Annotated in this window: 15 protein-coding genes, 1 tRNA gene and 1 other RNA gene; 15 read left to right on the forward strand and 2 right to left on the reverse strand. The window is 46.2% G+C overall.

Translation table 11 applies throughout. From position 1 onward, the window contains the following. Nucleotides 1-250: 250 nt before the first annotated feature. The 3 genes from OEV42_15900 to OEV42_15910 all read left to right on the forward strand — a co-directional run bounded on the left by OEV42_15900 (nt 251) and on the right by OEV42_15910 (nt 2,289). The gene (locus tag OEV42_15900; GenBank protein MDH3975758.1) at nt 251-532 is read left to right on the forward strand and encodes a DUF6150 family protein; all 282 of its coding nucleotides are present in this window, start codon (nt 251-253) and stop codon (nt 530-532) included. Between the two features lie 629 nt (nt 533-1,161). Beyond that, complete coding sequence (locus OEV42_15905; GenBank protein ID MDH3975759.1) at nt 1,162-1,845, forward strand: spermidine synthase; 684 nt, start codon at nt 1,162-1,164, stop codon at nt 1,843-1,845. A gap of 252 nt (nt 1,846-2,097) precedes the next feature. After that, complete coding sequence (locus OEV42_15910) at nt 2,098-2,289, forward strand: DUF3185 family protein (GenBank protein MDH3975760.1); 192 nt, start codon at nt 2,098-2,100, stop codon at nt 2,287-2,289. A 342-nt stretch (nt 2,290-2,631) separates the two neighbouring features. On the opposite strand, the gene OEV42_15915 is transcribed toward OEV42_15910, so the two are convergent. Beyond that, nucleotides 2,632-2,705: transfer RNA gene (locus OEV42_15915), tRNA-Gln, on the reverse strand. 153 nt (nt 2,706-2,858) lie between these two features. Here OEV42_15915 and OEV42_15920 point away from each other — a divergent pair. The 12 genes from OEV42_15920 to OEV42_15975 all read left to right on the forward strand — a co-directional run bounded on the left by OEV42_15920 (nt 2,859) and on the right by OEV42_15975 (nt 17,189). Continuing rightward, nucleotides 2,859-4,223, forward strand: a complete 1,365-nt coding sequence (locus tag OEV42_15920; protein ID MDH3975761.1) for a TrkH family potassium uptake protein — start codon at nt 2,859-2,861, stop codon at nt 4,221-4,223. Between the two features lie 9 nt (nt 4,224-4,232). Then, nucleotides 4,233-4,895 (forward strand): TrkA family potassium uptake protein, encoded by a 663-nt coding sequence (locus OEV42_15925; protein ID MDH3975762.1) that lies wholly within the window; start codon nt 4,233-4,235, stop codon nt 4,893-4,895. A gap of 516 nt (nt 4,896-5,411) precedes the next feature. Beyond that, nucleotides 5,412-9,974, forward strand: a complete 4,563-nt coding sequence (gene gltB, locus OEV42_15930; GenBank protein ID MDH3975763.1) for a glutamate synthase large subunit — start codon at nt 5,412-5,414, stop codon at nt 9,972-9,974. After that, nucleotides 9,967-11,391, forward strand: coding sequence for a glutamate synthase subunit beta (locus tag OEV42_15935; protein ID MDH3975764.1), 1,425 nt, complete (start codon nt 9,967-9,969; stop codon nt 11,389-11,391). The genes gltB and OEV42_15935 overlap by 8 nt, the downstream gene beginning before the upstream one ends. Before the next feature lie 150 nt (nt 11,392-11,541). Next, complete coding sequence (locus OEV42_15940; GenBank protein MDH3975765.1) at nt 11,542-11,745, forward strand: hypothetical protein; 204 nt, start codon at nt 11,542-11,544, stop codon at nt 11,743-11,745. Between the two features lie 9 nt (nt 11,746-11,754). Next, nucleotides 11,755-12,036 carry a cell division protein ZapA gene (locus tag OEV42_15945; GenBank protein MDH3975766.1) on the forward strand — a complete coding sequence of 94 codons (282 nt, stop codon included), beginning with the start codon at nt 11,755-11,757 and terminating at the stop codon, nt 12,034-12,036. Nucleotides 12,037-12,052: 16 nt separating this feature from the next. Beyond that, nucleotides 12,053-12,234, forward strand: a non-coding RNA gene (ssrS, locus tag OEV42_15950) — 6S RNA. A gap of 260 nt (nt 12,235-12,494) precedes the next feature. After that, nucleotides 12,495-13,070: a 5-formyltetrahydrofolate cyclo-ligase gene (locus tag OEV42_15955; protein ID MDH3975767.1), complete on the forward strand. Its 576-nt coding sequence runs from the start codon at nt 12,495-12,497 to the stop codon at nt 13,068-13,070. Between the two features lie 15 nt (nt 13,071-13,085). After that, nucleotides 13,086-14,651 carry a ribonuclease Y gene (rny, locus tag OEV42_15960; protein MDH3975768.1) on the forward strand — a complete coding sequence of 522 codons (1,566 nt, stop codon included), beginning with the start codon at nt 13,086-13,088 and terminating at the stop codon, nt 14,649-14,651. Continuing rightward, nucleotides 14,652-15,437, forward strand: a complete 786-nt coding sequence (locus OEV42_15965; GenBank protein ID MDH3975769.1) for a TIGR00282 family metallophosphoesterase — start codon at nt 14,652-14,654, stop codon at nt 15,435-15,437. It abuts the gene before it with no gap. A gap of 3 nt (nt 15,438-15,440) precedes the next feature. Then, nucleotides 15,441-16,658 (forward strand): tyrosine--tRNA ligase, encoded by a 1,218-nt coding sequence (gene tyrS, locus OEV42_15970; protein ID MDH3975770.1) that lies wholly within the window; start codon nt 15,441-15,443, stop codon nt 16,656-16,658. Between the two features lie 42 nt (nt 16,659-16,700). Continuing rightward, complete coding sequence (locus OEV42_15975) at nt 16,701-17,189, forward strand: zinc ribbon domain-containing protein (protein MDH3975771.1); 489 nt, start codon at nt 16,701-16,703, stop codon at nt 17,187-17,189. An 82-nt stretch (nt 17,190-17,271) separates the two neighbouring features. Here the strand turns inward: OEV42_15975 and OEV42_15980 are convergent, their stop codons facing one another. Beyond that, nucleotides 17,272-19,458, reverse strand: coding sequence for an ATP-binding protein (locus OEV42_15980; GenBank protein MDH3975772.1), 2,187 nt, complete (start codon nt 19,456-19,458; stop codon nt 17,272-17,274). Nucleotides 19,459-19,891 lie beyond the last annotated feature (433 nt).

Below are 19,891 nucleotides of genomic sequence, written 5' to 3' on the forward strand. Positions count from 1 at the left end.
CTACAATCCGCAATCCGCAATCCGCAATCCGCAATCCGCAATCCGCAATCCGCAATCCGCAATCCGCAATCCGCAATCCGCAATCCGCAATCCGCAATCCGCAATCCGCAATTGAAGCCGGGGTATTTTCAGGGCAAGCCAATATTTTCCCCCTTAAATATTAAGTTCTTAGTGGTTTATCTTTAACATTCTTCAATTTAAATGTGATTCTGTGGTAAAATCCTTATTAGAATGAATGCCGGGAGGATGTATGGCTTTAGTTTGCAAAGTTAATTCTCGGGGTGCAGCAGATATATTAGTACACCGGGTTAATTCCCGTGACATGGCTGATTTGCTTGTCTGTACGGTTAACTCTCGCGGTCTGGCAGAAGATAATGAGGGCTTGTGGTGTTTTGTAAATTCCAGAGGGGCTGCTTCATCTCTCATTCATTTTGTAAATTCGCGAGGAGCGGCTGATCTGCTTATATGCTATGTGAATTCCATGGGCGTATCAGGCTGGAAAAAAGAGCACCCTCTCATAGGCAAGCTGTAGGGTTGAGGGAAGGGCGATATAAATTCGAGATCAAAGACCTGGCGCTGGCATAGAAGATTTTCTGTCCGGTGGATCAATCCCCATTTTGGCAATGGGATTAATGTTCAAACAAAGTTATTTTTTCGCAATGCTCATACTCTAAGGCTAAGCCACCATCCAGGTTATTCCATTGTATTAAAAGCTTTAATCAACTCCACCACTTCTTTCTTCGGTGAAGCACCACAGGCTTTACAAATCCAGTAAAAACCCGGCAAGGTCAATCCTTCTTTAGCCAGGTTCATAGTGAGCAACGAAAGAATGCTCCTTATCCAGCTTTTTAGGGAGCTCTTTTTGCATCAATCCTGCTTTATTCCTTAGCTCTGTGAGTCTTTGGCTGATGATGCAGACTGGTACGGTGAAGGGCTCTATTTAACCGTAGAAAAAAGACGTAAATGACAGAAAAAAGCTTTTAACCCCGTCTATCTGTGAAATCTGAATCCTATTAAGTCTTTTACCTTCTTCCCTGCTTGACAGGCCGATCAATGACTGCAATGATTCATTGTTACACTCATGAAGCTAAATAATTATCATCTTCGGCCTGATGGGCCGTAAAAAAATAGTACCACTAAAGAGTGAAAGGAAAATCTGAAATGGCAAAACAGTGGCAAATCCTGGATAGCGTTCAAACCGGTGAGGGAACGCTGGAACTAAGAAAGCGTGGGGAGAAGGACTTCCTTATCACCATTGCGGGACGTGTACTAATGAACTCCCTGGCTAATCGTTCGGAAATTGTTTTGTCGGAACTCGCCTGCAAGGCTATGAGTCACAGGAAAAACCCAAGGGTACTTATTGGAGGCCTCGGGATGGGTTGTACGCTGAGGGGAGCCCTGGACGTCCTCCCGCCCGACGCCAAGGTGGTAGTGGCTGAGTTGAATGAGGAAATTGCAGGCTGGTGCGAAGGTCCGCTGGCAGTGTTGACGGAAAATGCTGTTTCTGACCCAAGGGTGACTGTGAAGATTGCCGACGTTGCGGACCTGATTTTAGATGCTGCAAAGGAGGGAGGAAGCAAACGCTTTGACGCTGTCATACTCGACCTCTACGAGGGGCCTTTTGAGGCGGCAAAGGAAAGGGGTGAACCCTTTTACGGGGCCGCCGCTCTCGACCTGACCCGGACTGCCCTTATGCCGGGAGGCGTCTTTGCCGTCTGGACTGAAGATCCCGATAAGGCCTTCGAGAAGCGTCTCGAAAGAGCCGGCTTTTCCTTCGAGAAACACCGGCCCGGACGAGGCGGTCTGAGGCACCTTGTCTACATTGCCGGAAAGCGGAAAAAATAAGGCCAGCTGTAGATTCTCAGTAATTGGGTAACTTTTCATTATCAAAGGGGAGAGTGAGTTTAGATAGATGGCCGAGGGGATTAAGGGGTGCGCCTGGAAAGCTTGAGTAAAAAGAGATCATTAGATAAAAGGGAAAAAACCCTGTGATTTTTGTATTTGCCGTGATCATATGCTAGTGTTTGGATTAGGGTGTACTGTCTGTGTTTAATTGGTAAAGGGAGGAAAGTGGTGGCAAAAAAATCTAAATCAAATATGAAGCTCATCGGAATAGTACTGCTTGTTGTGGGCGCCGGTTTGGCATTCTGGGGACTCCAGATGTCCGGTTCCCTCGGTTCAAAGATTACCAGGGCCATTTCAGGTTCAGATACGGACAAGGTAATGTTTGCCTATATCGGAGGGGCGGCCAGCTTTGCATCCGGATTATTTCTGCTTTTAAAAAAATAGGGCGTTTTGCCGGAGTTCCCTTTAGAGTAGGATAAAATCGCCGGAAAAACTATTTTTTAACCACCAGGCGCAGGACGGTTTACGAAGAAAGATAAAAGATCGGTTGCCCGTTGCCCGTTGAGAGAGACCCTTCGACGGGCCTGTCCTGAGTGGATTGAAGGACTCAGGCCTATGGCCCGTAAGCAATGCCTCATCGAGGTGACTGCTTTCTTTGTTTCGATAATTCTTGTTTTTTAGTGTATTCAGTGGCTAATGCTTTATAAGGTCTTCAATCCTGTCAAAACAAATTTCAGATTTTCGCTGTCGTTAAACAGTGCCCTTTGAGATACCCTCAAATGTGGTTGGCTGGGGGACTAGGATTCGAACCTAGACTGGCGGAGTCAGAGTCCGCTGTCCTGCCATTAGACGATCCCCCAATGGAAGTCGAAAAGAGTCGCATTTTGTAACACAGGGCCTGCTTTATTGTCAACAGATTCTTTATTGTAAAAAAGCTTTTGACTCTCCTTCTTTCTTTTGTGATCTGTGAAAATTAATGAAGGTTCGTGTCAAATGTATTAATTTCCTTTACGATGAAAAAGTTTTTTCACAGGGAATTTCATCCGGCGCAGGTACTTGTTGCCAGCTTTGCTTCGGCCATCATTGCCGGTATGCTTCTTCTTAAACTGCCGGGTATGGTGGCAGGCGAACCGCTGTCTTTTGTGGATGCTCTTTTTACAGCAACATCTGCTGTTTGTGTGACGGGCCTCATTGTCGTTGATACGGCAACGAAATTTACGCCTCTCGGCCAGGGGGTTATCCTCCTTCTCCTTCAGGCGGGGGGACTGGGTATTATGACCTTTTCCGTGCTCTTTGTCATGATGGCGGGAAAGCGGATTTCATTCAGGGAAAGGGTCATGATACAGGATTCCTTTGCCCAGTCAACCGTAAAAGACATGAAGTCACTTGTCTGGTCTATATTAAAGGTCACTTTCCTTGTTGAGACGGCAGGCGCTGTCCTCCTCTTTTTTGCCTGGAAAGATGACTTTCCTCTCGGCTTTGCAATATATACGTCCCTCTTTCATTCCGTATCGGCTTTTTGTAATGCCGGCTTTTCTCTCTTCTCCCATAGCCTTGTTGCCTACAGGCATGATTTTTTAGTCAATTTCGTTGTGGCGGCCCTGATTATTGCAGGTGGTCTCGGCTTTCTCGTCCTTATGGATTTAAAATACTATTTTTCCCCGGGAGAGGAAAAACGGCGGCGCCTTACTCTCCATTCAAGGATCGTTATCTCCACTTCGTCTTTCCTCATCATTCTCGGAATGGTTCTTATCTTTTTAATGGAGAAAAATAATGTCTTTATGGATGACTCTCCCGGTGAGGCCCTTGGGTCATCTTTTTTCCAGTCCGTTACGGCAAGGACGGCAGGCTTTAATACCGTCGATTTTTCCATTATGACACCGGAGGCACTCTTTCTGATTATTATCCTTATGTTTATCGGGGCGTCGCCCGGTTCGACGGGGGGCGGGGTAAAGACGACCACTCTGGGCGTTCTGGCGGCTCTCATGAAAAGCAGGATTTCAGGGAGGGAAGAGGTGAGCCTTTTTAAAAGGACCATTCCTGAAGATGTGGTGGCAAGAAGCCTTATAATTCTGGTAAGCTCAGCCATCGTTGTTATACTATTTGTTATGATATTGCTTGTAACGGAGAGCGGTGAACTGGTGTTTACGGAACGAAGGGGGCGATTTATAGATATCCTTTTTGAAAGCCTTTCTGCTTTCGGGACGGTGGGCCTTTCAACCGGTATAACTTCGACCCTTAGTGATTGGGGCAAGGTTGCCATTACGGGACTTATGTTTATCGGAAGGCTTGGGCCTTTGACTATTGCTCTTGCCGTTGGAAAAAAGTATGCTCATGGTAAATTTCAATATTCTGAAGAACGGGTGATGACAGGGTAGGGTGATGCTATGAGACGTTTTGCTGTCATAGGCCTTGGTCATTTTGGATTTAATGTGGCAAGGAGACTTTATGACGATGGCCATGAAGTGATTGCCATCGATATGAACAAGGATTTGATCCGGGAAGTAAAACCCTTTTGTTCACAGTCTGTTATGGCTGATGCTTCGGACAGGGAAACCCTTGAGGCCATCGGCATCGAGGAAGTTGACGTGGCCGTTGTCAGCCTCGGCGAAAAGCTCGATGCTTCCATACTGGTGACGCTCTACCTGAAAGAGATGGGCATCAGTCAGATTGTGGTAAAGGCCCTTACTGATGACCATGCCAGGGTGCTCAAAATCATCGGCGCCACGGACATCGTTTTCCCCGAAAAGGACATGGCCATCAGGGTGGCAGAGCGGCTTAGTACGCCTACCGTCATAGACCAGGTTGAATTCATGGAGGGCTATAGCGTCGTCGAGATTGAAGCGCCAAAAAAATTCTGGGGAGTCGCCTTGAGAGACGCCGAAATTCGCCATACCTACGGTCTTTCCGTCATACTTATAAGAAAGAAGGGGGGCAAGGGTGACATACTCATTTCTCCCAAAGCGATCGATGTCATCGATGAAGGTGATGTCCTCGTTCTGCTTGGTGAGGATGGCGACATTGAAAAGTTCAAGGCCCTTTCGGGGTAGCTGCCTTAGCTTCCGTATACTGTATACAAATAATCTTCTTGACAAAAGCAGCCTTTAGGTAGTATTTTTTACCACTTTAGTTGCAGTAGTCGCGGAAAACGCTGGATGAGGCCTCCCTTTATTTATTTGGATTATAGGACTTTGCCGGAATTTCAATTGAAGAGCCGGCATATAAGAGTCTTACCTTAGAGTACCATCATTATAGAATTGTAAATCTGCCTCCTTTTTTGTCCGGAACCTGATACGGTTTCTGCAACTTTAAACAGCCTCACCTTTGGCTGTCCCATGATCTAAAAGGATCATCCTTTACTGATTCAGATTTGAATCCCTGGCGGGTGCATTTTCTGTGGCTTGCCGCAATAAAGTGGGAACGTAGTTTCCGCGCACATACCCTGCTGCTTGTGGTGGGGTGGCTGATTTTACCATGCCCTGTACCTTGAAAGTTTTCAAGTTGGCAGGTGCTGATTTTTGACTATATATAAAGAAAGTGCTGATAGTATGGATGCTGTAAATTCAATGAAGAGAAAATATAGGACTGCAGGCCTGCCGCCAAAGCAGGGCTTGTACGACCCGGCTAATGAAAAGGATAACTGCGGTGTTGGTTTTATCGCCCATGTCAAGGGTGAAAAGTCTCATGACATTGTTCTCAAGGGACTTGAAATTCTTGATAACCTGACCCATCGTGGCGCTGTAGGCGCCGACCCCAGAACCGGTGACGGCGCAGGAATCCTGATGCAGATTCCCCATGATTTCTTTGTCAGGGTTTGCTCTGAAGCAGGTATCACTTTGCCTGAAGAAGGTAAATATGGCGTAGGAATGATGTTTCTTCCTGCTGATAAGGAAGAGAGAAAAACCTGTGAGAAGATTGTTGAAGAAAAGATCCTCGATGGCGGGCAAAAACTGCTTGGATGGCGTGATGTGCCTGTCGACCCTGATACTGTCGGTGATACTGCCCGTGCCGTTATGCCCTTTATCCGCCAGGTTTTTATAGAGAGCAGCTGCTCCGATCAGCTTGCCTTTGAAAGAAAGCTTTTTGTTATTCGTAAGCAGATCGGTTTTACTATCAGGCCTTTAAGGCTGAAAGAGGATAAACTCTTTCATATTCCGAGCTTCTCCAGCAGGACTATCGTATATAAGGGACAGCTTATTGCAGCCCAGGTGCCCTGTTTCTTTCATGACCTTTCTGACAAGGACATGAAGAGCGCCCTGGCCCTTGTTCATCAGCGTTACAGTACCAATACCTTCCCTTCATGGGATCTAGCTCACCCCTTCCGCTATCTTGCCCATAATGGGGAAATCAATACCCTTAGAGGCAATATTAACTGGATGTTTTCAAGAGAAGCCATGTTTGAATCGGAGCTTTTCCATGATGATATCAAGAAGGTAACACCTATTATCAGGCCTTACTCCAGTGATTCTTTCGGATTCGATAATGCTCTTGAACTGCTTGTTATGGCTGGCCGTTCTCTCCCTCATGCCATGATGATGCTTGTTCCCGAAGCATGGAGTAAGGATGTCCATATGGACGATGAAAAGCGTGCCTTTTACGAATTTCATGCAGCCAAGATGGAACCCTGGGATGGTCCTGCGGCGCTCGCTTTTACCGATGGAAAGGTTATCGGGGCGACGCTCGACAGAAACGGACTGAGACCGGCCAGATATACGGTGACGAAAGATGATTACATCATTATGGCTTCAGAATCGGGTGTTCTTCCTGTCGAACCGGACAATGTTCTTAAAACCTGGAGACTTCAGCCCGGAAAAATTCTCGTTGTCGACCTGGAACAGGGCAGGATCATTGATGATGAAGAAGTGAAAAGAGATATTGTCAGCAGTAAGCCTTACCTTGACTGGGTCGATAAAAACCGGGTTACCATCGAAGAACTGCCTACAAGCCCGGCTGCGCGCCAGCCCGATCATAAGACATTACTCCAGCGTCAAAAAGCCTTTGGTTATACGACAGAGGATATTCATGACATTCTTACACCCATGGTTGTTAATGGTCAGGAACCCCTCGGTGCAATGGGAGCGGATACCCCTCTTGCCGTATTGTCTGAAAAGCCTCAGTTGCTTTATAATTACTTTAAGCAGCTTTTTGCCCAGGTCACCAATCCTCCCATCGATCCTATCAGGGAGGAACTTGTTATGTCGCTTACCAGTTATATCGGGGCCGAAGGGAACCTGCTTGATGAAAAACCGGAAGATTGCCACAGACTGGAACTTTCACAGCCCATATTGACAAATCTCGAAATGGCCAAGTTGAGAGATGTCAATACGGGAAATTTTAAAACAAAGACAATTTCGACACTCTTTGATTCTTCAAAAGGAACTGATAGTCTGAAAGCGGCTGTTAAGTCCATCTGTGCTGAAGCCGACAAGGCTGTTGAAGAGGGTAATAATATTATCGTTCTCAGTGACTGGGGAGTGGGGGCGGAAACGACGGCCTTGCCGGCCCTTCTTGCGACGGGCGCCGTACACCATCATCTCATTAAAATGGGAACGAGAGGCAAGGTAGGTATCGTTGTTGAATCGGGTGAACCCCGCGAAGTGCAGCACTTTGCTCTGCTTATCGGTTATGGTGCAGGCGCCGTTAATCCTTATCTCGTCTTTGAAACCATTGAAGATCTCTATGTTCATGATTATCTCCCGGAAGAGTTAAGCGGTGAGCATGAAGGAATCGGAGAGCGCAAAGGTGAATCCAACTACATCAAGGCTATTGGGAAGGGCCTTTTAAAGGTATTCTCCAAAATGGGAATATCTACGCTCCAGAGTTACAATGGCGCTCAGATTTTTGAAGCTGTTGGTCTCAATAATGAGGTTATAGAAAGCTTTTTTACAGGCACGCCGTCAAGGATTGGCGGGGCCGGTGTTGACACCATTGCCCGTGAGGTTCTGGAAAGACATAAAAAGGCTTACCCTGAACGGAATGTGGTTCCTCTCAGGCTCGAACATGGCGGCCAGTACCAGTGGCGGAAGGGCGGCGAGGAGCATACGGTAAATCCCGAGAGCCTGGCTAAATTCCAGTATGCCGTCAGGATGGGAGATTACCAGGCTTTTAAGGAATATTCCAGACTGATAGATGATCAAAGCCGCAGGCTCTATACGCTAAGAGGTCTTTTTGAATTCAGGAAAGGCAAGGCAGCGCCGGTTCCACTGGAAGAGGTAGAGCCTGTCAGTGAAATTGTCAAGCGCTTTGCCTCGGGAGCCATGTCTTTCGGCTCCATCAGCAAGGAGGCCCATGAAACGCTTGCCATTGCCATGAACAGGCTTGGCGGACGGAGCAACTCCGGTGAGGGTGGTGAAGACCCTGAACGCTTCGAGCCCGATGCCAATGGCGATTTGAAAAGAAGCGCTATCAAACAGGTGGCTTCAGGCCGTTTCGGTGTAACGAGCCATTATCTGGTCAATGCCGATGAACTCCAGATCAAGATGGCCCAGGGAGCTAAGCCCGGTGAGGGCGGCCAGCTTCCCGGCCACAAGGTGAATGAAGTTATTGCAAAAGTAAGGCATTCGACACCGGGCGTTGGACTCATATCTCCGCCGCCTCATCATGACATTTATTCCATTGAGGACCTGGCGCAGCTTATTCACGACCTTAAAAACAGTAATGACAAGGCCGATGTGTCGGTCAAGCTCGTTGCCGAGGTGGGGGTGGGAACCATTGCTGCCGGTGTGTCCAAAGCCAGGGCCGAAAAGGTGCTTATCAGTGGTTACGATGGCGGAACGGGCGCTTCTCCTGTAAGTTCTATAAAACATGCAGGCCTCCCCTGGGAACTGGGTCTTGCCGAAACACAGCAGACGCTTGTGCTGAATGATTTGCGGGGCCGCATAAGAGTCCAGGTAGATGGCCAGATGAAGACGGGCCGTGATGTGGCAATCGGTGCGCTTCTAGGCGCCGATGAGTTCGGTTTTGCCACAACGGCGCTTATTTCCATGGGGTGCATCATGCTTAGAAAATGCCATCTCAATACCTGTTCTGTCGGTGTGGCAACGCAGGACCCTGAACTGAGGAAAATGTTTACAGGCAAGCCTGAACATGTGGTTAACTTCCTTACTTACGTGGCGGAAGAGCTCAGGGAGATCATGGCTGAACTCGGTTTCAGGAAGGTTGATGACATGGTCGGCCGTGTCGATATGCTCGATATGAGAAAGGCCGTTCACCACTGGAAGGCTAAAGGCGTCGATCTTTCATCTGTTCTTTACAGCCCTGAGGTTGCCGAAGATATTGCCATCAGGAATGTAGAAGGCCAGGACCACGAGCTTGAAAAGGCGCTTGACTGGCAAATAATAGAGAGAGTGCGCCGTGCTCTTGAGAATAAGGAACCTGTCGAGATAGAACTTCCCATCCGGAATGTTAACAGGACCGTGGGAACCATCCTGGGTAGTGAAATTTCAAGACGTTATGGTGCACAAGCGCTTCCGGAAGATACAATTAAGTGTACTTTTAAGGGTATTGCAGGCCAGAGTTTCGGCGCCTTTGTTCCCAAAGGGGTTACCATGATACTTGAAGGCGAGGGGAACGATTACGTCGGGAAAGGGCTTTCGGGCGGGAAAATTATTATCCGTCCCTACAGGGAATCGACTTATAAGCCTGAAGAGAATATTATTGCCGGAAATACACTTCTTTACGGCGCCACAAAGGGAGAAGTGTTTTTGAGCGGTGTTGTTGGAGAGCGATTTTGCGTTAGAAACAGTGGGGCTCATGCCGTTGTGGAAGGTGTAGGCGATCATGGCTGTGAGTACATGACAGGCGGAAGAGTGGTTGTTCTCGGTGAGACGGGAAGAAACTTTGCTGCGGGAATGAGCGGTGGTATTGCCTATGTGCTTAATAATACTGCCCGTTTCGAGGAACTGTGCAATGTGAGTATGGTCGATCTTGAGAGGTTGGACGATCCGGAAGAACAGGCCTTTGTAAAAGGCCTTATTGAAAAGCATTATGCCTGGACCGAGAGTCCCAGGGCCAAATCGGTGCTTGATAACTGGGAAGCCGGCCTCGGCAGGTTTGTTAAGGTCATGCCTATTGAGTACAGGCGCGTTCTCGATAAGCTGGAAAGGGAAAAGGTTGTAAAGTATGGGTAAGATGACTGGATTTATTGAATTTGACCGGGAAGTTAAGAATAAGCTGCCTGTTGAAGAACGTATAAAAAATCATAAGGAATTCGAAATTCCCCTCTCTGAAGAGCGCCTCAAACAGCAAGGCGCCAGATGCATGGATTGTGGTGTTCCTTTTTGTCACTGGGCATGCCCCGTGGGGAATAATATTCCCGACTGGAATGATATGGTTTTTAACGGACGCTGGCGGGATGCTATCGAAGCTCTCCATGAAACGAACAACTTTCCCGATTTTACGGGAAGAGTTTGCCCGGCGCCATGTGAGGCCTCTTGCACGCTGGGAATCAATATGGATCCCGTTGCCATAAAGCAGAATGAAGCGGCCATCATTGATCGTGCCTTTGAAGAAGGCTGGATTAAGCCGCAGCAGCCTGAAAAGCGGACGGGAAAAAAAGTGGCCGTCATCGGATCAGGCCCGGCAGGGCTCGCTGCGGCACAGCAACTTAACCGTGCCGGTCATGAAGTGACGCTCTTTGAAAGAGCGGACCGTTTTGGCGGGCTCCTTATGTATGGTATCCCCGATTTTAAGCTTGAAAAGGATTTGGTCCAGAGAAGGGTTGATCAGCTTGAGGCCGAGGGCATTATTTTAAAAGCCAATACCCATGTCGGTGTTAACTATCCCGTGGAAGACCTTAAAAAGAACTTTGATGCTATTTGCCTGGCCGGAGGTTCCACCAAGCCAAGAGATCTTCCCGTGCCGGGACGTGAACTGGAAGGTGTCCATTTTGCCATGGAATTTCTGCCCCAGCAGAACAAAAGAAATCGTGGTGATCAAGTGAGCCCGGAAGAAGAGATTCTTGCTACAGGAAAGAAGGTGGTTGTTCTTGGGGGGGGCGATACCGGTTCCGACTGTGTGGGCACTTCCGTCCGGCAGGGAGCGGAGTCTATTTACCAGTTCGAGTTGCTTCCCAAACCGCCCGGGGAGAGGGAGGAAGATAATCCATGGCCCCAGTGGCCCAATATATTGCGAAGCTCTACCTCTCATGAAGAAGGAGGCATCAGGGATTACGGAATTTTGACAAAGTCCTTTTCAGGGAGTCATGGAAAAGTGGAAAAGCTTCATGCCGTGCGTGTTGACTGGGCTAAAGACAGTGACGGCAAGTGGCAAATGAAGGAAATTGCGGGAACGGAATTTACGCAGGATGTTGATCTTGTTTTGCTTGCCATGGGCTTTGTTCATCCCGAGCATGACGGCATGCTCAAGGACCTTGGCGTGGAAATTAATGAGCGTGGTAATGTAAAGGTTGATGATGACAAGATGACATCGACGCCCGGCATCTTTGCCGCAGGAGATATGGAGAGAGGTCAGTCTCTTATTGTCTGGGCCATTGCCGCCGGCAGGGCAGCCGCCCGGGGAATCGATGAATGGCTTATGAATAAGTAATTTTTAACTCATCAAGGTAAGCAATAAGCCCCTGTCTCCAGGTTGTGATGACAGGGGTTTTTTTGTGTCTTGCCGTATTTTTCCGGGGGATGAATGCAGGAAAAATCCCTTGACTTTTAAGCTGTTCACATCTATCCTGTTAGATAGATTATGGCGTTACAGAAGCTTGAAATACTGGAGAATTCTCTTGCCCGTTTCAGATCGACTTTTGATTCTGTCAGGGCTGAGAGAGATGCCCTGGAAAAGGAAGTTGAAGCGCTTAAGGCCATTAATCAAAAATTAATTAAGGAAAAAGACTCCGTTAAGACAAAAATAGATATCCTCATTTCGCGGATTGATGAGCTGGGTCTTTGAACTTGACCTTTGGAAGAACCGTTAAGCATCAATATTCTGGGGCAGACGCTTCTGGTGAAGACCCCTCAGGGCGAGGATGTAGTAAAGCGTGTTGCTTCTCACCTGGAGGAGAGAATCGATGAGGTTCGTAAGACAGGTATTACTGCTGACTCTTTAAGATTGTTGCTCTATGTAGCCTTCCAGATGGCAGATGAAAATATAAGAGCGGAGGATGAACGTAGCGGCCTGGAAAAAGCGATAGAGGAAGCTTCTGACAGGATGCTTGAAATTATCAAGCTGGACGAGGGTTGAGGAGGAAGATTGTTCGGTTCCCCTGCTGTACTCGTGATGGACGGTTGATCTTGAGCCAACACGAATTTGAATGGGAGCTGTCTCTGGCTGTGGATGATATGTTCCGTACAGGAAAAATTAGAAGCAGTTATCATAGCGCCCACCTATTGTGAAATAGGTTCAGATTCAATGCCTCCACACGGTACAAGTGGGGGATCTTTATGGATGTTTGATGTGTATGCTTGCAGTGAGTATTTTTATTATGTTTAGTGGGCGATTTTAGAAATTAAGCAGTATAATGAAAAGTGATTTTAAGATAACCAGGGTATTTTAAAAAATGCTGTTTCAACGATATAAAAAGGTAGTCTCTGTTTATAAAAAAGTGTTAAATCTCTAAAGGTCATCCCACTGACCATAAGTTACATCATCAAATTGTAAGGATCAGGTTTTTCCCCTCCCCCCCCGCAAGATGTGATCTTGTGCAAAAGACTGTTTTCAGAAAAAAAATTATTAATGAGCGGTTATCTCTTTCCCGCAAAGACAGCCTTGGAAAAAGTATTGCCATCGGGCAGCAGCTTCTTGATTCTCCTCTATACAAAAATGCTGTCTCCATTGCGCTTTACTGTGATTTTAGAGGTGAAGTAAAGACAGATCTTATTGTCAGAGATGCCTTTATCTCAGGTAAATCTGTGCTGATGCCCAAGGTAAAGCAAGAGGATTTTTCCCTTTTTTTTATTGCTGTCTCTTCGGAAAATGAGCTTGAAGTGAATGCCATGGGATTCAGGGAACCGCTTATTGAGAGAGGGAGAAAGTGGGAGGTTGAGGACGTTGACCTCTTTATTGTGCCGGGTGTTGCCTTTGATGAAAGAGGTAACAGGCTCGGCATGGGAAAAGGATGTTATGACAGGGCATTAAGTTGCGTGAAAAGGGAAAATATTATTGCCCTGGCATATGAGTTTCAACTGGTAGAAGAAGTGCCGTCATATCATCATGACGTTAAAGTTGGATGGATAGTCACTGAAAAAAGATTTATCAGGACCCTTGAAAATAACTAACAGGAGGAATTTAAGGTGAGTGAATCAGTAGCAATAGCGCTTTTTTCCGTTCTCTCCGTTATCATCGGCCTTGTACTTGGCTTTATTATCAGGAAGAAAACAGCCGAGTCGAGTGTTGAAAATGCAGAGAATGAAGCAAAAAAGATACTAAAAGAGGCCGGGAAGGAAGCAGAGAGTATAAAGAAAGATGCCGAACTTCAGGCAAAAGATCTGCTTTATCAGACCAAAACCCAGTTCGAGAAAGAGAACAGGGACAGGAGGAAGGATCTGCAGCGGCTGGAAAACAGGCTCATGCAGAAGGAAGAAAACCTTGAAAAAAAGGACAGCGTTCTCGATAAGAAAGAGGGCGACCTTGACGCAAAGGAGAGGGACCTTTCAGATTCTTTAAAGAAGACCCGGGAGCAGGAGGAAGAATATAAGCGTCTTGTTGAGGAACATAGGAAAAAGCTTGAGACCGTTGCAAGTTTGAGCGCTGAAGAAGCCAAGGCTGAACTTGTTAACCAGATGGAGAGTGAAGCGAAGCATGATGCGGCCAAGCTCATTAAAGCTATTGAGGAAGAGGCGAAAGAAACGGCTGAGAAGAAGGCCAAGCATGTTATTGGAACGGCTATTCAGCGTTATGCCGGAGAATATGTGGCTGAAAGGACTGTGTCTGTTGTCGGCCTGCCCAGTGATGATATGAAGGGACGCATCATCGGCCGTGAAGGGCGTAACATTCGTGCTCTGGAAGCGGCAACAGGCATCGATCTCATTATCGATGATACACCCGATGCGGTAATCCTTTCCGGTTTTAATCCCGTAAGGAGAGAGGTAGCCAGAATTGCCCTTGAAAAGCTCATGGCTGACGGCAGAATTCATCCCGGAAGGATTGAAGAGGTTGTAAAAAAATCGGAACAGGAAGTGATGGCAACGATCAAGGAAGCCGGTGAACAGGCGACATTTGATGTAGGTGTTCACGGTATTCACCCTGAGCTTGTTATGACACTGGGCAGACTGAAATACCGGACAAGCTATGCGCAAAACGTTCTTCAGCACTCTATTGAGGTGGGTTTTCTTTGCGGTATTATGGCGGCAGAACTGGGCATTAACCAGAAGCAGGCAAGAAGGGCGGGACTCCTGCATGATCTGGGCAAAGCTATCGATCATGAGGTGGAAGGTTCCCATGCAATAATCGGCGCCGAACTTGCCAAAAAATACGGCGAATCACCGCGGGTTGTTCATGCTATTGCAGCCCACCACGAGGAAGAAAAACCTGAAACAGTCCTTGCCTGCCTTGTCGCCGCTGCTGATGCGCTTTCCGCAGCCAGGCCGGGTGTGAGGAGGGAGATGCTGGAAACCTATGTGAAGCGTCTTGAAGAGCTTGAGCGTATAGCCAAATCTTTCGATGGTATCGAGAAAACCTTTGCCATTCAGGCAGGCAGAGAAATCAGGATAATGGTGGACCAGGACAAGATTTCAGATGACAATATTGTCATGCTGGCAAGGGATATTTCCAAAAAAATTGAGAAGGAACTGACTTATCCCGGACAGATCAAGGTGAATGTGATCAGGGAATCAAGGGCTGTAGAATATGCCAGGTAGTTGCTTATGAAGGTTCTCTTTATTGGTGATATAATAGGGAGGGCCGGCCGGCGTGCTGTAAAGGAGTTGACACCGGGGCTGGTCATCGAACACGCTATTGACCTTGTTATTGCCAATGGTGAAAATGCCGCCGGGGGATTTGGAATTAATCCCAAGTGTGCAAAAGAACTTTACGATTGCGGTGTTGATCTTATTACTACGGGCAACCATATATGGGATAAAAAGGAGATAATACCTTTCCTTGAAGAAGATCATCCCATCATCAGGCCCGGTAATTATCCACCGGGCAGCCCCGGCAATTCCCGCTATCTGCTTGAAACGGCGGGAGGGGAGAGGCTGACCGTAATTAATGCTTCGGGCAGGGTATTTATGGACAGCCTTGACTGCCCCTTTCGTTTTTTAGACAGCGAGCTTGAAAAGGTGAAGAAAGAGAGCCCGGTCATACTTGTTGACTTTCACGCAGAAGCGACTTCCGAAAAGAATGCCATGGGGAAATATTTGGATGGCAGGGTGAGCGCCATTGTGGGGACCCATACCCATGTTCAGACGGCTGATGAAAAAGTGATGGCTGGTGGGACAGGTTATATTACCGATGTGGGCATGACGGGAGCGACTGACTCGGTCATTGGTATGAAGGCTGACAGTCCCATCTCGAAATTTCTAACGGGCCTGCCCCGAAGCTTTGAACCTGCCAAAGGTGACATTGAGCTGCAGGGAGTGGCGCTTCATATCGACTCTGAAATTGGTAAATGCATTTCTATAGAAAGGGTTAAAAAAAAGTTATAAATGTTGGACTTAGATGAACAGTTAAAGACGATTAACAGGGGGGTTCTGGATATACTCCCTGAAAAGGAACTGAAAAATAAACTGGAAAAGGCGATAAAGGAGAACCGGCCACTCAAGATCAAGGCCGGATTCGATCCTACGGCTCCTGATATTCACTTGGGACACACCGTTTTAATTCACAAAATGAGACAATTCCAGGAATTGGGCCATCAAGTTACCTTTCTGATCGGTGACTTTACGGCCATGATAGGTGATCCTACAGGCAAGTCGGAAACTCGCAGACAGATGTCGAGAGAGGATGTATTGAGAAATGCTGAAACCTACAAGGAACAGGCATTTAAAATACTCGATCCGGAAAAGACAAAAGTGGTATTCAACAGCGAGTGGATGAGCAGTATGACGGCCGATGAAATGATCCGCCTTGCTGCTAAACATACGGTGGCCAGGATGCTTGAGAGGGACGATTTTAAAAAGCGCTTTGCCGGAGAACAGCCCATAGGAATTCATGAATTCATGTATCCTCTCATCCAGGGCTACGACTCTGTTATGCTCGATGCCGATATAGAGCTTGGTGGAACGGACCAGCGCTTCAATATGCTCGTAGGAAGGGAATTGCAGAAGGAGTTCGGCAGGGATCAGCAGGTGGTGCTCATGATGCCAATCCTTGAAGGACTTGACGGCGTTAACAAAATGAGCAAGAGCCTCGATAACTACATCGGTATTTCTGAAAAGCCCGATCATATTTTTGGCAAGATCATGTCTGTTTCTGATGAACTGATGATCCGCTATTATGAGCTGGCAAGTACCAAGAGCCTTGGCGAGGTGGAAAAAATGAAGAACGGGCTCAAGGTAGGAAGCGTACATCCCATGGAGGCCAAAAAGGAACTGGCTATGGAGATTGTAGAGCGTTTCTATTCAAAGGATGCTGCCCTTGAAGCCCGCGAAGGCTTTGAAAAGGTCTTCAGAGACCACGGCACACCGGAAGACATCGAGTCCGTTACTGTCCATATTGATGAGGAGTCTGTCTGGCTGCCTGCGCTTCTTTCTGAACTCAATATGGTAAAAAGCAACTCCGAAGGGAGACGTTTTGTCAAGCAGGGGGCGGTAAGCCTCGATGGTGAGAAGGTAACCGACGAAAATGCACAGGTTCCCGCCGGCAGAGAGTATCTTGTTAAGGCAGGAAAGCGCCGTTTTATAAAGGCAACTATAGCAAAACGGTAAGACCATTTATCATTTGATCTTTTTCGAAAGAGAGCTTGAATTATGCCTGTCTATGAATTTTACTGCAAAAAATGTCATACCCTCTTTAATTTCTATTCAAGCAGAATCAATACCGAAAAAATTCCTCAATGTCCCAGGTGCAAGGATGTTAAACTGGAGCGGCAAATGTCTGTTTTTTCCAGTATATCCTCTTCTGATAACGATGACGGTGATAATATACCCGTCTTCGATGAATCTAAAATGGAAAAGGCCCTTAACATGCTGGCTGGAGAAGCCGACAAGATCAATGATGATGATCCGAAACAGGCGGCCATGCTCATGAAAAAGCTCTCCCGGGCCTCAGGAATGAAGCTTGGCTCCGCAATGGAAGAGGCCTTGAGCCGCATGGAGCGTGGTGAAGATCCCGAGGCCATAGAAGCCGAAATGGGCGGCCTTCTTGAGGGGGAGGAACCCTTTCTTATGGAAGAGAAGAAGAAATCCAAAAAAGGGGAAAAAAAGCCTGAAGTGGATGAAACGCTTTATGAACTGTAACCCCGGAAAGGTCGGAGGTCTCTGAGAAATTGGATCATGATTTATGGCATAAGTTTTTAATTCTACTGCATTTTAATAAAGCTTAGCTGCTCTCCTCTATCTGATTACAGGGGATGCAGAAGCTGAAACGGCTTCCTTTGCCGAATTTGCTTTCTACCCAGATCTTTCCCCCCATGAGTTCCACAATTTTCCTGGAGAGCGCCAGGCCAAGTCCCGATCCCTCATACTCCTTTGTGTAGGAAGAATCGACCTGTTCAAAGATATTGAAAACCTTGCCAATATCTTCTTCCTTTATGCCTGCTCCCGTATCTTCAATAGAGATGGTTATCATTCCCGCTTCATCGCATGTTCCTGCTCTCACGGTTATTTTGCCTTTGTGATTTGTAAATTTCACGGCATTACTCAGGAGGTTAACAAGTATCTGTCTCAGGCGCAGTCTGTCTGTTTCAATGATAAGATGGGCATATGAAAAATCCGTTACAAGCTCGATATTTTTACTTGTCGCTTTTTCCTTGATAAAAATCAGCGTTGTTTCAATCAGTCCATAAACTTCAATCTCTGAATAGTTGAGGTCGAACTTTCCTGCTTCTATCTTGCTGAGATCGAGTATTTCATTAATAAGTGACAGCAGGTGTTGTCCGCTTTCAAGGATGTCAATGACACAATCTTTCTGACGACCTTCGAGTTCACCGACAGCTCCCATGGAAAGCACTTCCGAAAAGCCGATAATCGCATTGAGCGGTGTTCTCAGATCGTGGGACATATTGGCAAGAAATTGTGACTTTGCCTCTGTGGCTGCTTCGGCACTTTTCTTTGCCTCAATAAGGTATTCTTCCAGTTTTTGACGCTCATCAATTTCATTTAGCAGTTCTTCATTGGTGGCTTCCAACTCTTCGTTCATGAGTGCAAGCTCTTCATTACTTGCTTCCAGTTCTTTTTTTGCGGCAATGAGCCTCTTTTCCGCTTTTTTTCTCACTTTCACTTCCTGAAGTAAAAGATCTCTTGAAACAGTTGTGCTGCGAAGCTGTTTACTCATGTTATTTAACACCTTTGCAAGTTCTCCCAGTTCATCATTTTCTACAAGCCGGATTTCATAATCGAGCTTCCCTTCTCCTATTTCGCTTATGCCGCTTTTTAGTGTTGAAAGGGATGTCATGATTCCTTTAATTAACTTTATGAAAATATAGGAAATGGCTGTAAGGAGGATAATGATAATGAGAGAGACGATAGTCGTGGCGGTGGAAATCGTTTTCTTCAGCCGGTTGTGAGCGTCTCCTATTTCCTCAAAACTGTCTCTCGTCAATTCTTCAATGGTGGGAATAATCCGGCCTTGTATAAGCGGTTCTATCTTGTTGTTTAAAACTGATAACGCTGCTTCCTTTTTACCGCTCATTTTAAGCTCGAATGACTTATGAAAAAGATCTATAGCAGAGATATACACATCATGGACGTAGCTTGCTTTTATTAAATCTTCACTTTCTCCCTCAATACCGAGGGTAGAATTCAGCTTGATTAACTTTTTCAGGGTTTTGAAGGACTTGACTATAATTTCAGTGTTTGCCATAAAATCGTTATATTCATCCCTGGAGCCTCTTAATATAAAATCAAAACCGTCTTTGTGAAGTTTGTTAATGTCCGATGAAAGATTACTTACATGCATAAAGTAGTCGACGCTTAACTTTGCAAGACTGACCTGATGAACTATTTCTTTGTCGAGCCATGGAATTATGCCCACTTCAAAGAGCAATTGATCGTAGCCCAGTTTTATACTCTTTTGTTCTTCTATATTGACTTGCGCCAGCTCTTCGAACATAAGTTTTTCAAAGATATTCTCTGTTGATTCCGCATAGTAATTTATTGCTTCGCTTTGCTTCCCTTCCTCCCTCAGTTTAAAGCTTTTTTTTAAATCCACCATGAGCATGTCATACTTTTTTTTTAAATCAAGTGGCTTCTCTGTAAGGAGTAAATGCTCATGAAGGTTCTCTTCTTCGCGCAATTTGTCAAACAGAATGTCTACCGATGCTTTGCCGCTGAGAGATAGCTTCATGCTTTCTTCACTGCCCTGGAGGAGATAGTTGAAGGAATATCCGAAGTGCTCAAATATATTGCTGTTTATTTGTGAAACAAGATCCACATGATGCAAACGGGCGTCTATTTTGGCAAGTTTGGAGTTAATCTCATAGGTGCCCAGTAATGTTGCAGCAAAGATAATTCCAAGGAGGAAGCTAAAGAGAGTAAGTAATAATATGAGTCTGAAACGGATAGTCATTGCAGAATATCTAATAGAGGAAATTAAAAAATTATAATGAAAAAACAGGGTTCATCCATAAAAAAATTGAATTTCTGGCGGTTGCATTCCCCCCGTATGGGGATAAGGTGGGAACGTCGTTTCCACACTTATTCCTCGCTGCTTGCGGCGTGGTGGTTGATCTGTCTATTTGGTTAATACAGAGAGCGCAAAGAATAATGATAAGCAGTTAGAATAAAATTGATTTATACCCTTTGTGATCTTAGCGTCTTTGTATGATAAAAAAATATGTATATTTAAGAAATGCTTTGCAACTTAAATACAAAAGAAATGTTCATTATATATCATATTTTAACTTAATATAAGTAAAAAGAATTAACGTCGGAATAGGGATTACCGTGAAAAAACAGGGTGGCAGATCATTGAGTCTCCGACAGACTCCCGGTGGGTGAAT

This window comes from Deltaproteobacteria bacterium, from assembly GCA_029860075.1.
Taxonomy (GTDB): Bacteria; Desulfobacterota; JADFVX01; order JADFVX01; family JADFVX01; genus JAOUBX01.

Excerpts from the sequence above, each read along its gene's own strand:
- OEV42_15905 (MDH3975759.1), top strand. The coding sequence starts at position 1,162 with ATGGCAAAACAGTGGCAAATCCTGGATAGCGTTCAAACCGGTGAGGGA.
- gltB (MDH3975763.1), top strand. The coding sequence starts at position 5,412 with ATGAAGAGAAAATATAGGACTGCAGGCCTGCCGCCAAAGCAGGGCTTG.
- OEV42_15980 (MDH3975772.1), bottom strand. The coding sequence starts at position 19,458 with ATGACTATCCGTTTCAGACTCATATTATTACTTACTCTCTTTAGCTTC.
- OEV42_15935 (MDH3975764.1), top strand. The coding sequence starts at position 9,967 with ATGGGTAAGATGACTGGATTTATTGAATTTGACCGGGAAGTTAAGAAT.
- OEV42_15940 (MDH3975765.1), top strand. The coding sequence starts at position 11,542 with ATGGCGTTACAGAAGCTTGAAATACTGGAGAATTCTCTTGCCCGTTTC.
- OEV42_15910 (MDH3975760.1), top strand. The coding sequence starts at position 2,098 with ATGAAGCTCATCGGAATAGTACTGCTTGTTGTGGGCGCCGGTTTGGCA.
- OEV42_15925 (MDH3975762.1), top strand. The coding sequence starts at position 4,233 with ATGAGACGTTTTGCTGTCATAGGCCTTGGTCATTTTGGATTTAATGTG.
- OEV42_15975 (MDH3975771.1), top strand. The coding sequence starts at position 16,701 with ATGCCTGTCTATGAATTTTACTGCAAAAAATGTCATACCCTCTTTAAT.
- OEV42_15900 (MDH3975758.1), top strand. The coding sequence starts at position 251 with ATGGCTTTAGTTTGCAAAGTTAATTCTCGGGGTGCAGCAGATATATTA.
- OEV42_15920 (MDH3975761.1), top strand. The coding sequence starts at position 2,859 with ATGAAAAAGTTTTTTCACAGGGAATTTCATCCGGCGCAGGTACTTGTT.